Below are 12,002 nucleotides of genomic sequence, written 5' to 3'. Positions count from 1 at the left end.
AAGCCATCGGCTCCTATGTTCCCGGCGCAGCATCCTGCTTGAACAGACCAACCTTCAAGTCGTTCGCGCGATAGATAATGTCGCCGTCTGCGGAAAGCCACCCGTCCGCGATCCCCAGCACAAGCTTCGAGCGCATCACGCGCTTAATGTCGACATTGTATACGACCTTGCGGACGTGCGGCAGCACCTGACCGGAGAACTTCAAATCGCCGAGACCGAGCGCGCGGCCACGGCCATCACCGCCGGTCCAGCCCAGAAAAAATCCGACCATCTGCCACAGCGCGTCGAGGCCAAGACAGCCGGGCATCACCGGATCGCCCTTGAAGTGGCAGCCGAAGAACCAGAGGTCCGGTTTCACGTCAAGCTCGGCGCGGATCAATCCCTTGCCGAACTCCCCGCCATCCTCGCTGATTTCGGTGATCCGATCGAACATCAGCATCGGCGGCAACGGCAACTGGGCATTTCCAGGTCCGAACAGTTCGCCCCGGCCGCAAGCCAGCAAACCCTCATAATCATAGCTGCTGCGCCGATCCTGCATCCTGCCTGGCCTTTCTCTCATCGAGGAATGACGGTTCGCGAGGCGCGCGAAACGTGTGGCTTTCGCCTGAGACGGGCGCCGGTCTTGGATCGGCGCTGCGAGGCTCTCTAACACAGGGTCCGAAGGGGGGCAAAGCGAGGCTAGTGGTCCGATTCCAACATTTGCGTCCCGCCGCGACAGGAGTTCTTGAGCTTGCCGGGTTTGCTGCGAAGCGGGTGGTGAATGTCAAACCAGCCCCGATTGCGCTGGCTCGCATTTCCTCGCGGCCGCCTTTGTGATGCAAGCTTCGAATCAACGAAACGGCAGAGTCCTGGTTGGCGTGCGACCCGGTTCGACGCTCAGTTGAGGAATTTATAGAGAAAATACCGAGAACGTCCGAACCGCCCTAACCGGGTCGAAGTTTATGGTAAAATTATAAGATATTGATTTATTTATATAATTTCATTTCACATCGCCCCGTGCCCATGCAAAGTCCTTTGCTGGGACATCAGTTTGGAGCCGTTCTAGTTGCGAAAAACTTGCATCTAAGCGCCCTTTTTCCTATAGTTTTTTATAGTGCCGGGTGAAAAACCTAATGGCGTCGACGAGCTTCAGGTGCATGGCGTGAGTATGAACGAAAATATCGTGATGGTTGCCTCGGAAGAGCTTGAAGTTGCGGCGATCAGTCACGCACGGCAGCCGACGCTGACGGGCTGTCCGTGGCACGACGTCAATGAAATGCTGCAATCGGTTGGCCTGCGGCCGACCCGGCAGCGCATGGCGCTGGGCTGGTTGCTGTTCGGCAAGGGCGCGCGCCATCTCACGGCGGAAATGCTCTATGAAGAAGCGACCATCGCCAAGGTTCCGGTCTCGCTCGCCACGGTCTACAACACGCTCAACCAGTTGACCGATGCCGGACTGCTGCGCCAAGTCAGCGTCGATGGCACCAAGACCTATTTCGATACCAACGTCACCTCCCACCACCACTTCTATCTCGAGAACAATCACGAGCTGGTCGACATCCCGGATCCGCATCTGGTGTTGCAGAAAATGCCGAACGTGCCGGAGGGTTACGAGATCAGCCGCATCGACATGGTGGTTCGGCTGCGCAAGAAGCGCTGATCCGTACTGCAATTTGATCGATGTTCATTGTGCCCGGCCTCGCGCCGGGCATTTGTTTTTTGATAGACGATCTGACCAAACAATCCCGACGACGCCCCGGCGACGTTCAGTCGATTTTTTCGTCGGCGTAGACGCCCCAAAGCCTCTGCTGCTGGATCCAGCCGTCAAAGCCGCTTCCCGCAACATGGCACCATCCCGCCGCGCAATGCTTGACCTGCGCCACAACGCCGGCCTGCACGCGGGCCGCGACCGCGCTCTGGGTATCGGCGCTGTTATACAGCTGCGCGAACTCGTCCTTGGTCTTCATCGTAACGACCGCAGTGCGGCGGCCAGACAGTAGTGAGTGATAGACCCAGCCCTCGGCTCCCTCGGAATCGCGGATGCGGCGCCAGTTCTCGAATTCCGCAGTGATTTCGACGGGAAGTCCGGCTTTGGTATAGATCCAGGCGACGTCGTTGTCCTTGGTCGGACCGGCGCGGACGTTCACATGGTCGGACTTCAGGCTCACATAACGCGGGATCGGAAGCCCGCTCGTAGACAGCGCGGAGTCCTTGGCGTTGGCGGCCGTTTCGATCCCGACCGCACTCAGCATCGCAGCTGCGAACACCATCGAAATGAAAAGCCGTTTCACCATTATCAACCGCCCCTGCGAAAGCCCACCACGCCGCCCGATCCCGGCCGGTCCGTGTTCCGGACCCGGGGTTCTTGTCTTGGCCCAGCCTTCTGCTAGAGAGGACCAAACACCGGGCGACCGGGAAACTGCACGAAAGATGCGAGGGACCCGGGAAACCAAGGAGACAGACGCTGAAATCTGCAGGCGCTGCAGTTTCGAACAAGCGGGTTAACGGCGACTGAACAGTCTGTCGGCTGAACCTGAATTCGCTGAATTGCGCGGTTGCCTCGGAGCCGTTTCGGAATCGGAACACCAGAGCGGGATGAAGAAAAATGTGTAGCGGTTTTCCGCCCGCATCCCGCTCTAAAATATTGGAATCGAGCAAGAGATGTCGGTGAAGAAGAAGCCTCTGGTTGTCGTCACGCGCAAGCTGCCGGAGTCGATCGAGACCCGCATGCGCGAACTGTTCGACGCGCGGCTCAATCTCGACGACCGGCCGATGACGCCGGACCAACTCATGGACGCCGTCCGTACCGCGGATATTCTCGTTTCGACGGTGACCGATGAGATCACCGGGACCCTGCTGAAACAGCCGGACTGCAAGCTGAAGCTGATCGCGCAGTTCGGCAACGGCGTCGACAATATCGATGTCGTTGCTGCGCACGAGCGCGGCATCACCGTTACCAACACGCCGAAAGTTCTCACCGAAGACACCGCCGACATGACCATGGCGCTGATTCTCGCGGTGCCGCGCCGCTTCGTCGAGGGCGCTGCGCTACTGACCGCCGGCGGCGACTGGCCAGGCTGGTCGCCGACCTGGATGCTCGGCCGGCGACTCGGCGGCAAGCGGCTCGGCATCATCGGCATGGGCCGCATCGGCCAGGCGGTCGCGCGACGCGCCCGCGCCTTCGGCCTGCAAATCCACTACCACAACCGCAAGCCGGTGGCGCCGAAGATCGCCGACGAGCTCGGCGCAACCTATTGGGATTCGCTCGATCAGATGCTGGCGCGGATGGACATCATCTCGGTGAACTGCCCGCATACCCCGGCCACCTTCCATCTGCTGTCTGCGCGCCGCCTCAAGCTGATCCGCAAGGACGCCTATATCGTCAATACCGCGCGCGGCACGGTGATCGACGAGGACACACTGACCAAGCTGATCGAGGCCGGAGAGATCGCCGGCGCGGCCCTCGACGTGTTCGAGCACGAACCCGCGGTCAACCCGCGACTGGTCCGCCTCGCCAAGGCCGGCAAGGTGGTGTTGTTACCGCATATGGGCTCCGCCACCCTTGAGGGCCGGGTCGAGATGGGCGAGAAGGTCATCATCAACATCCGCACCTTCCTCGACGCTCACAAGCCGCCGGACCGCGTTCTGCCGAGCATGTTGTGAGGCGTTGAGGGCGCGCAGCCTCCGCCGTTTCACCCTCTCCACTTGCGGGAGAGGTTGGAAGAAGCAGCTTCAACGATACGCACTCAAATCCTTGATGGTCGGGTGATCGCCGTTGAGCGGATTTGACGGATCGCGTTTGTAGTTCAGCGTCTCGAACCGCATCGCGCGCGCGTCCACCATCAGCAGACGTCCGACCAGCCCCTCGCCGAATCCGATGATCTCGCGAATGACCTCCAGCGCCGTCATCGAACCGAGTACGCCGGCGAGCGCGCCGAGAATGCCGGCTTGCTGACAGCTTGGCACCGTACCCTCCGGCGGCGGTTCGGGGAACAGGCAACGGTAGGTCGGGTTGAGCTCGCCGTCGGAATTTTTTTCGTGAGCACGTATCGTCGTCAGCGATCCGTCGAACACCCCTAACGCAGCGGTCACCAGCGGCTTCTTCGTCAGATAGCAGGCATCCGCCACCAGATAGCGTGTGGCGAAATTATCCGAGCCGTCGGCGACAATGTCGTAATCCGCCAAGAGCGCCGCCGCGTTCGACGCATCCAGCCGCATATGATGCGCGCGGAATGCGACGTGCGGGTTGAGCGCGCGGATTTTGTCCGCTGCGCTCTCGACCTTGGGACTGCCGATATCGGGCGTCGTGTGAATGATCTGGCGCTGCAAGTTCGACAGCGAGACTGTGTCGTCGTCGATTACGCCGAGCGTACCGACGCCCGCGGCGGCCAGATACATCAGCGCTGGCGCGCCGAGGCCCCCTGCTCCGATCATCAGCACGCGCGCGTTGCGCAGCGCGTTCTGGCCGGGGCCGCCAACCTCGCGCATCACGATGTGGCGGGCATAGCGTTCAAGTTCGTCAGCACTCAGCATCGTCCTGCCGTTCTCGTGTCTCGATCCAGCGCCGCAACGTGGCCTGAACCCGTTAGAGCGTTTTCGAGCGAAGTGGGTACCGGTTCGCGTCAAGAAAACGCGTCAAATCATAAAGCTGGAGCCCGGCTTTGATTCCATCAAAGCCAGAATAGCTCTAGCCGCTGTTACCGACCAAGCAGATGTGTTTCAATAGCCCCGTTTCAATGGAGACGAAAGCTGTCATGCGAGCGACGATTGCGGCGGCATTGATGATCGTGACCACCGCGGTTTACGCCGAGGCGCAGCCCGCCGGCACCAATGGGCGCGCCAAGCCGAAACTGGCGGCCGCCCACCCCGTGGCACAAACTCCGGCCGATACCGCCAGCGCTATGGCGCCGGCAGAGCGCCAGACACTTCAGTCCGATCTGGCATGGACCGGTCACTACAACGGCATCATCAACGGCGAGGTCAGCGACCGTCTGATCGCTGCGATCAAGACGTTCCAGAAGGATCAGGGTGGCAAGCAGACCGGCGTGCTCAACCCGCAGGAACGTAGCGTGCTAGCGGCGGCCGCGCGGAAATCGCGGGGCAACGTCGGCTGGAAGACCATCACCGATGCCGGCACCGGCGCTCGGCTCGGTCTCCCGGCCCGGCTGGTGCCGCAGCAATCGAGCGATGGCAACGGCACGAAATGGGGTTCTGCCACCGGCACGATCCAGATCATGCTGACACGCCGAAAGGACGCTAATCTCACAACCGCGAAGCTCGCCGATCTCGAGCGAAAGGAGCCGGTCGGTCGCAAGATCGACTACAGCGCAGTCAAGCCGGACTTCTTCGTGCTCTCGGGCATGCAGGGCCTGAAGAAATTCTACGCGCGCGGCCAGCTCCGCGGCAGCGAGGCGCGCATTCTGACGATCCTCTACGATCAGGCCACCGAAGGCACCATGGAGCCTGTAGTGATCGCGATGTCGAGCGCGTTCGATCCGTTTCCCGCAAACGGCGGACCGCCGCCGCGCAAGACCGTGGAGTACGGAACGGGCGTGACGGTCAGCAGCGACGGCGCGATCGTCACCGATCTCGATGTTGTCGACGGATGCCAATCGATCGTCGTCGCGGGCCACGGCAACGCCGACAGGATCGCAGACGACAAGGATCACGGCCTCACGCTGCTGCGCATCTACGGCGCGCACGGATTGCAGCCGATCGCGCTCGATGGCGGCACAGCGAAAGGCGGAGTCGATCTCGTCGGCATTGCCGATCCGCAAAACCAGGGCGGCGGCTCCGCTGTGAGCCGGGTCAAGGCATCGGTTGCGCAGGGTGGCGGCGAACCGGCACTGTCTCCGACGCCCGCATCGGGTTTTTCCGGCGCCGCTGCGCTCGATACGAACGGAAAATTCGCAGGCCTTGCGCTGTTGAAGCCCGCGACGGTGGCCGGGCTTTCAACGCCCGCCGCGCAGGCGGTGCTCGCTCAGGCCGAGGTCGTGCAGGCCTTTCTGAAAGCGAACAAGGTGACCGCTGTCGGATCGTCCGACGCGAAAGCTGCGGTGGTCCGCATCATCTGCGTACGGAAGTAAATCGTCGCATCTGCTCGGTCCGCGGCGGCTGGGCCGAACCAGATTACTTCTGACAAGTCGGACACCAGAACGTCGAGCGTCCGTTCTGGGTGAAGCGCTTCACGCTGCCATTGCATCCCGGGGTCCGGCACTTGTCGCCCTCGCGGTCGTAGACTTGAAACGAATGCTGGAAATAGCCGAGTTCACCGGACGTCTGCCTATGGTCGCGCAATGAGGAGCCGCCGGCCTTGATCGCCTGATTGAGGACGTCGTGAATGGCCTCGACCAGCCGTTCGGCCCGCTCGGTCGGCCCGCTCGTTTTCGCAGCCAGCGTCGCGGCGAGACGGCGCGGCGACAGGTGCGCGCGAAACAGCGCCTCACACACATAGATGTTGCCGAGCCCCGCGACCACGCGCTGGTCGAGCAGCGCGGCCTTAAGACTGGTCTTCTTGTCGCGGCACGCGCGCGCCAGCATCGCCGCGCTAAATTCGTTACCGAGCGGCTCCGGACCGAGTCCTTTCAGCAGCGGTTCGTCATCGAGCACCTCGCGGGCGATGACCTTCATGTAGCCGAAACGGCGCGGATCGTTGAAAATCACGCTGGCGCCGGAGGACATCGTAAAACTCACATGGTCGTGAGCGCGGTTCGCGTTGCGCGGATGGTGAAAATCGCCCGGAGCCACGGCGCCAGCCGCGTCAATCACGCGAAACGATCCGGACATACCGAGATGCATCAGGAGAACGTCGCCGGATGCGAGGTCCGCGAGCAGGTACTTCGCCCGCCGCCCGAGCCCGGTGACGGTCTGGCCCTCCAGGCGGGCGACAAAATCCTTCTGGAACGGAAACCGCAGATCCTTGCGACGGGTTTCGGCGCGAACGATGGTCGCGCCCTCCATGGCGGGCTGCAAGCCGCGACGAACAGTTTCGACTTCGGGAAGTTCAGGCACAGCTTCGCTCGGTTCGTGTGAGTGTTCGGCGTCTCAAGCCGGCGTCTCGACTTCATCCTCACTGAACACCAGCCAATTGAAAAACGGATCGGTCACCGTCATGATGGTGGCGCCCCACGGCTGGCGCTCCAATCCCGGCCGCGCATAGCCGTAACGCTTGGTGAGCAGCCCAGCCTGATAATCCGCAAGCCCCGTCGTCTCGATGATGATCCGCGCGCCGGGCGCGCAGCCTCCATGGTGCTCGCTGAGATGCAGCACCACCGAGCCCAGCGATATCCCCATATAGAGCGGCAGGTCCGGCTCGAACCGATGCTCGAAATCGACCTTGAAGCCGAGGAACTCAAGGTAGAACTCCCGCGCCTTCCGGACATCGAACATCCGCAGGGTGGGGGTCACCCTAACAAATTGTGGTGGCATGGACGCCTGCCTTCCGATGTCGCCGGTTAACCACGGTGGACGACCGATCCGGCCTCAGTTGGGCCTCGCTTGTAGCGCAGCGCAGCATGGCAGGCTATGGTTCGGTTATGGAGAAGATGGGCATGGACCGACCGGACCAGACAACGCATTTCGGCTTCAGGAACGTCCCCTTGGGGGACAAGCAGACGCTGGTGAACGACGTCTTCCACAACGTGGCGCAGCGCTACGACCTGATGAACGATCTGATGTCCGGCGGACTGCACCGCGTCTGGAAGGACGCGATGATCACGGCGCTGAACCCACCGCGCAACGATGCAACGTTCGCGTTGCTCGACGTCGCCGGCGGCACCGGGGATATCGCCTTCCGCGCGGCGAAAGTCGGAGGCCGCGGATTTGGGGCCACCGTCTGCGACATCAATCCGGACATGCTCGCGGTCGGCCGCGAACGCGCGGTCAAGAAGCACCTCGATCATCAGGTTTCGTTCGTCGAGGGCAACGCCGAGACGCTGGCATTCGCAGACCGCAGTTTCGATGCCTACACCATCGCATTCGGCATCCGCAACGTCCCGCGCATCGATCACGCGCTGCGCGAAGCGTTTCGCGTGCTCAAACCGGGGAGCCGGTTTCTTTGCCTCGAATTCTCGACGGTCGATGTGCCGGGCCTCGACAAGCTTTATGAGCTGTTCTCGTTCAAGGTGATCCCACCGCTCGGCGGCGCCATCACTGGCGACGCCGACTCCTATCAGTATCTGGTCGAGTCGATCCGCAAGTTTCCGAAGCCGAACGCCTTTGCCGACATGATCCGTGACGCCGGCTTCGCCCGCGTGAGCTGGCAAACCCTCTCCGGTGGCATCGTAGCACTGCACTCAGGCTGGCGTTTGTGATCTCCGCATTGACCCATGCCGCGCGGCTAGTCCGCGCCGCGTTCGTGTTCGCACGCGAGGGCGTATTCGGCGTCGTCGATCCCTCGCTGGTGCCGCCGCCCGGACAACTCGCCCTGCGGATGGCGCGATTGGTCGAGCGCCGCGGCGCGAAATCGGGACCGCGCCTGTCGCGCGCGCTGACGCGGCTCGGGCCGGCCTATCTCAAGCTCGGACAGTTCCTGGCCACGCGTCCCGACGTTGTCGGCGTCGCCATGGCTCGCGATCTGGAAAGCCTGCAGGACCGGCTGCCGCCGTTTTCGCAGGCAGAGGCCGAGGCCGTGGTCGCGGCCGCGCTGGAAAAGCCGGTGGCACAGGCCTACACAAGTTTCGGACCTTCGGTGGCGGCGGCCTCGATCGCGCAGGTCCATCGTGGCGAGGTTGAGAAGGACGGCGTCCGCAAACAGGTCGCGATCAAGGTGCTGCGGCCCAACGTCGCCGCGCGCTTCCGACGCGACCTCTCCGATTTCTTTTTCGTCGCCAACGAAGCCGAAGCGCATTCCGCCGAAGCGCGGCGGCTGCGCCTTGTCGAAGTCATCAACACCATGTCACGATCGGTGGCGATGGAAATGGACTTGCGGCTGGAAGCGGCTGCGCTGTCGGAGATGGCGGAGAACACCCGCGACGATCCCGACTTTCGTGTCCCGACTGTTGACTGGGACCGCACCACCCACAACGTGCTGACGATGGAGTGGATCGACGGCATCGCGCTGAACGATCACGCTCGCCTTGCGCAATCGCAGGTCGACCTGCCTGAGCTCGGCCGCAAGGTAATCCAGAGTTTTCTGCGGCATGCGCTGCGCGACGGCTTCTTTCACGCCGACATGCATCCCGGCAATCTGTTCCTCGACGATTCGGGCCGTCTGGTCGCCGTCGACTTCGGCATCATGGGACGGCTGGGGATGAAAGAGCGACGTTTCCTCGCGGAGATCCTGCTCGGCTTCATTACGCGCGACTACCGCCGCGTCGCCGAGGTGCATTTCGAGGCCGGCTACGTGCCGGGGCATCATTCGGTGGAGAATTTCGCGCAAGCCATCCGCGCCATCGGCGAGCCGATTCACAATCGCACCGCCGAGGAAATCTCGATGGCCAAGCTGCTGACGCTGCTGCTTGAAGTCACCGGCCTGTTCGACATGCAGACTCGCCCCGAACTGATCCTGCTGCAAAAGACCATGGTGGTGGTCGAAGGCGTGGCGCGCAGCTTCGATCCCAAGCTGGACATCTGGACGGTGGCCGACCCCGTGGTCCGCGAATGGATCACGCAAAACCTCGGGCCGCTCGGACGGGTGCAGGGCGCGCTGGCCGGTGCCGGCGAGCTTGGCCGGGTGCTCGGCGGGCTGCCCGCGATCGCCTCGCGAACGGTTTCTCTCATCGAGCAATTCGAGACGATGGCTCGCGAAGGGCTGACATTGGGGCCTGACACCATCGCGGCAATCAAACGAGCTGAGGCGCGCAGTCACCGCTGGAGCGTTCTGGCGCTGTGGGTCATCGCAGCGGCGCTCGTGGGCTTGCTCTGGACTGCGCATTGATCGATCTGATTGCAGTGCAATCATATCGATGATATCGATGCTATCGCGCTTCACCGCATGAGCATCATGGCCAGCCTGATCGTCCGCAAACTCGACGACGCCGTCAAAGCCGAACTACGGCTGCGCGCCGCCCGCAACGGCCGTTCGGTCGAGGACGAGGTCCGCGTCATTCTGCGAGAAGCGGCCGCCACTCCCTCGGCTGCTGCCACGGGCGATCGAAAGTACCGCAGCGCAGCAATTTCTACTGAGCAAAAATCATTACGCAAGTCCCGTGACTTGGGCAACGTGACGCTGATTATCGGCGGCGGCATTGCCGCCTATAAGGCGCTCGACCTGATCCGGCGGCTGAAGGAGCGCGGTTTTATTGTGCAGTGCATCATGACAAATGCTGCGCAGCAATTCGTCACGCCGCTGAGCGCCAGTGCCTTGTCCCACACCCGCGTCTACACCGACCTGTTCGATCCCGGCAGCGAATTCGACGCCGGTCATATCCGCCTCGGGCGCGACTGCGACCTGATCGTCGTGGCGCCCGCGACCGCCGACCTGATGGCCAAGATGGCGCAAGGCCACGCCGACGATCTCGCCAGCGCGATCCTGCTGGCCGCCGACAAGCCGATCCTGCTGGCGCCGGCGATGAACCCGCTGATGTGGAACAACCCGGCGACACGGCGCAACGTGGCGCAGCTCGCACGCGACGGCGTCGCCATGATCGGCCCCAATGCAGGCGAGATGGCCGAGGCGGGTGAAGCCGGCGTCGGCCGTATGGCCGAACCGATGGAGATCGCGACCGCCGCCGAGCGGATTCTCAGGCCCGCGCGCCCGCAGCCCCTCAAGGGCCGCCGCGTGCTGGTCACCGCCGGACCGACCCGCGAGCCGATCGATCCGGTGCGCTACATCGCCAACCGCTCCTCGGGCAAGCAGGGGTTTGCCATTGCTGCGGCGGCGCACGCCGCCGGCGCCGACGTGACGCTGATCTCGGGGCCGGTCGATCTCAACGATCCCGCGGGCGTCGCGGTGATCCACGTCGAATCCGCGCGCGAGATGCTGGCGGCCGTCGAGGCTTCGCTGCCCGCCGATATCGCGATCTTCACCGCCGCGGTTGCCGACTGGCGGGTGGCCTCCGAAGGCGCACAGAAACTAAAGAAGACCGCAACTGGGGTACCGCCGCTGCAACTGGTCGAGAACCCGGACATCCTCGCAACCATCTCGAACCTGCGCGACAAGCGGCCGCCTCTCGTTATCGGATTCGCCGCCGAGACCGAGCATCTGATCGACAACGCGAAGGCGAAATTCATGCGCAAGGGCTGCGACTGGATCGTCGCCAATGACGTCTCGCCCGGGACCGACGTGATGGGTGGCGACTGCAACACCGTGCATTTGCTGACGCGCGACGGAGTCGGCGGAGAGATCAAGGCCGAGTCCTTTCCCGTGATGACCAAGGAAGAGGTTGCCGCAATGCTGATCGCACGCATCGTCTCAACCGTGACGGAATCGACGATATGAGCAGTCCTATCAAGGTTGACGTTCAGCAATTGCCTCACGCCGAGGGTCTTCCGCTGCCGGCCTACCAGAGCAGCCAGGCAGCCGGCCTCGACCTTGTGGCCGCGGTTCCCGAACAGACGCCGCTGGTTCTCGCAGCCGGACAATACGCGATGGTCCCGACCGGGCTGATCATTGCATTGCCCGACGGATTCGAGGCGCAGGTCCGCCCGCGCTCCGGCCTCGCGGCCCGACATGGCGTCACCGTGCTGAATTCGCCCGGCACTGTGGATGCCGACTATCGGGGTGAGATCAACGTGCTTCTCGTCAACCTCGGAACAGAGCCGTTCACGATCCAGCGTGGCGAGCGAATCGCGCAGATGATCGTGGCGCCGGTGGCGCGCGTGGAACTCGCGCGCGCTGATTCGCTATCGGCCACAACACGCGGCAGCGGCGGTTTCGGTTCGACCGGACGCTAGTGAATCCAAAGACTCGTCTCATCCACTCGCAAAACCGATTCAATTTTACAACAATCGTTTCGGAAATGTCGCGGCCGCGCATTTTTCCATCGCCGGATTCCCGTTCACGGTCTGGACTCTTACCCCTCGAGTCCGCTTAAGCATAATGTCGGTCGATTCGCGAACGGTGAGCGATTGCCGGTCGTATC

The 12,002-nt window shown here is 62.8% G+C and carries 12 protein-coding genes; 7 read left to right on the top strand and 5 right to left on the bottom strand.

Annotated elements, in window-relative coordinates:
* Positions 1-13: 13 nt before the first annotated feature.
* Positions 14-538, bottom strand: coding sequence for a 3-hydroxyacyl-[acyl-carrier-protein] dehydratase FabA (fabA, locus tag ACSZOQ_RS18265; RefSeq protein WP_439923811.1), 525 nt, complete (start codon positions 536-538; stop codon positions 14-16).
* Between the two features lie 609 nt (positions 539-1,147).
* On the opposite strand from fabA, the gene irrA reads away from it, so the two are divergent.
* Positions 1,148-1,639, top strand: a complete 492-nt coding sequence (irrA, locus tag ACSZOQ_RS18260) for an iron response transcriptional regulator IrrA (protein ID WP_439926133.1) — start codon at positions 1,148-1,150, stop codon at positions 1,637-1,639.
* Positions 1,640-1,745: 106 nt separating this feature from the next.
* Here irrA and ACSZOQ_RS18255 read toward each other — a convergent pair whose 3' ends face one another.
* On the bottom strand, positions 1,746-2,249 hold the full coding sequence (locus ACSZOQ_RS18255) for an SH3 domain-containing protein (protein WP_439926132.1): 504 nt from the start codon (positions 2,247-2,249) through the stop codon (positions 1,746-1,748).
* Positions 2,250-2,640: 391 nt separating this feature from the next.
* Between ACSZOQ_RS18255 and ACSZOQ_RS18250 the strand changes: the two genes are divergently transcribed.
* Positions 2,641-3,642 (top strand): 2-hydroxyacid dehydrogenase, encoded by a 1,002-nt coding sequence (locus tag ACSZOQ_RS18250; RefSeq protein ID WP_439923810.1) that lies wholly within the window; start codon positions 2,641-2,643, stop codon positions 3,640-3,642.
* A 69-nt stretch (positions 3,643-3,711) separates the two neighbouring features.
* Here ACSZOQ_RS18250 and ACSZOQ_RS18245 read toward each other — a convergent pair whose 3' ends face one another.
* Positions 3,712-4,512 (bottom strand): HesA/MoeB/ThiF family protein, encoded by an 801-nt coding sequence (locus ACSZOQ_RS18245; RefSeq protein WP_439923809.1) that lies wholly within the window; start codon positions 4,510-4,512, stop codon positions 3,712-3,714.
* A 221-nt stretch (positions 4,513-4,733) separates the two neighbouring features.
* Between ACSZOQ_RS18245 and ACSZOQ_RS18240 the strand changes: the two genes are divergently transcribed.
* Positions 4,734-6,065 carry a serine protease gene (locus tag ACSZOQ_RS18240; protein ID WP_439923808.1) on the top strand — a complete coding sequence of 444 codons (1,332 nt, stop codon included), beginning with the start codon at positions 4,734-4,736 and terminating at the stop codon, positions 6,063-6,065.
* A 43-nt stretch (positions 6,066-6,108) separates the two neighbouring features.
* Here ACSZOQ_RS18240 and mutM read toward each other — a convergent pair whose 3' ends face one another.
* Positions 6,109-6,990 (bottom strand): bifunctional DNA-formamidopyrimidine glycosylase/DNA-(apurinic or apyrimidinic site) lyase, encoded by an 882-nt coding sequence (gene mutM / locus ACSZOQ_RS18235; RefSeq protein WP_439923807.1) that lies wholly within the window; start codon positions 6,988-6,990, stop codon positions 6,109-6,111.
* Positions 6,991-7,023: 33 nt separating this feature from the next.
* Positions 7,024-7,386, bottom strand: a complete 363-nt coding sequence (locus ACSZOQ_RS18230; protein WP_439923806.1) for a glyoxalase superfamily protein — start codon at positions 7,384-7,386, stop codon at positions 7,024-7,026.
* A 143-nt stretch (positions 7,387-7,529) separates the two neighbouring features.
* Between ACSZOQ_RS18230 and ubiE the strand changes: the two genes are divergently transcribed.
* The 4 genes from ubiE to dut all read left to right on the top strand — a co-directional run bounded on the left by ubiE (position 7,530) and on the right by dut (position 11,814).
* Entirely contained in the window at positions 7,530-8,291 is a 762-nt protein-coding gene (ubiE, locus tag ACSZOQ_RS18225) for a bifunctional demethylmenaquinone methyltransferase/2-methoxy-6-polyprenyl-1,4-benzoquinol methylase UbiE (protein WP_439926130.1), read from the top strand.
* Complete coding sequence (ubiB, locus tag ACSZOQ_RS18220; protein WP_439923805.1) at positions 8,288-9,856, top strand: 2-polyprenylphenol 6-hydroxylase; 1,569 nt, start codon at positions 8,288-8,290, stop codon at positions 9,854-9,856. The genes ubiE and ubiB overlap by 4 nt, the downstream gene beginning before the upstream one ends.
* Positions 9,857-9,922: 66 nt before the next feature.
* Complete coding sequence (coaBC, locus tag ACSZOQ_RS18215; RefSeq protein WP_439926128.1) at positions 9,923-11,359, top strand: bifunctional phosphopantothenoylcysteine decarboxylase/phosphopantothenate--cysteine ligase CoaBC; 1,437 nt, start codon at positions 9,923-9,925, stop codon at positions 11,357-11,359.
* On the top strand, positions 11,356-11,814 hold the full coding sequence (dut, locus tag ACSZOQ_RS18210; RefSeq protein ID WP_439923804.1) for a dUTP diphosphatase: 459 nt from the start codon (positions 11,356-11,358) through the stop codon (positions 11,812-11,814). Before coaBC ends, dut begins: the two co-directional genes overlap by 4 nt.
* Positions 11,815-12,002: the final 188 nt, after the last annotated feature.

The organism is Nitrobacter sp. JJSN, assembly GCF_051912485.1.
GTDB lineage: Bacteria > Pseudomonadota > Alphaproteobacteria > Rhizobiales > Xanthobacteraceae > Nitrobacter.
The sequence above is the reverse complement of the archived record's forward strand: the minus strand, read 5'-3'. Positions and strand labels throughout refer to the sequence as shown.

Bases quoted from the DNA above. Each gene is read 5' to 3' on its own strand.
- ACSZOQ_RS18255 (WP_439926132.1), bottom strand. From the start codon at position 2,249: ATGGTGTTCGCAGCTGCGATGCTGAGTGCGGTCGGGATCGAAACGGCC.
- irrA (WP_439926133.1), top strand. From the start codon at position 1,148: ATGAACGAAAATATCGTGATGGTTGCCTCGGAAGAGCTTGAAGTTGCG.
- coaBC (WP_439926128.1), top strand. From the start codon at position 9,923: ATGGCCAGCCTGATCGTCCGCAAACTCGACGACGCCGTCAAAGCCGAA.
- ACSZOQ_RS18245 (WP_439923809.1), bottom strand. From the start codon at position 4,512: ATGCTGAGTGCTGACGAACTTGAACGCTATGCCCGCCACATCGTGATG.
- ACSZOQ_RS18240 (WP_439923808.1), top strand. From the start codon at position 4,734: ATGCGAGCGACGATTGCGGCGGCATTGATGATCGTGACCACCGCGGTT.
- ubiE (WP_439926130.1), top strand. From the start codon at position 7,530: ATGGACCGACCGGACCAGACAACGCATTTCGGCTTCAGGAACGTCCCC.
- dut (WP_439923804.1), top strand. From the start codon at position 11,356: ATGAGCAGTCCTATCAAGGTTGACGTTCAGCAATTGCCTCACGCCGAG.
- ACSZOQ_RS18250 (WP_439923810.1), top strand. From the start codon at position 2,641: ATGTCGGTGAAGAAGAAGCCTCTGGTTGTCGTCACGCGCAAGCTGCCG.
- fabA (WP_439923811.1), bottom strand. From the start codon at position 538: ATGCAGGATCGGCGCAGCAGCTATGATTATGAGGGTTTGCTGGCTTGC.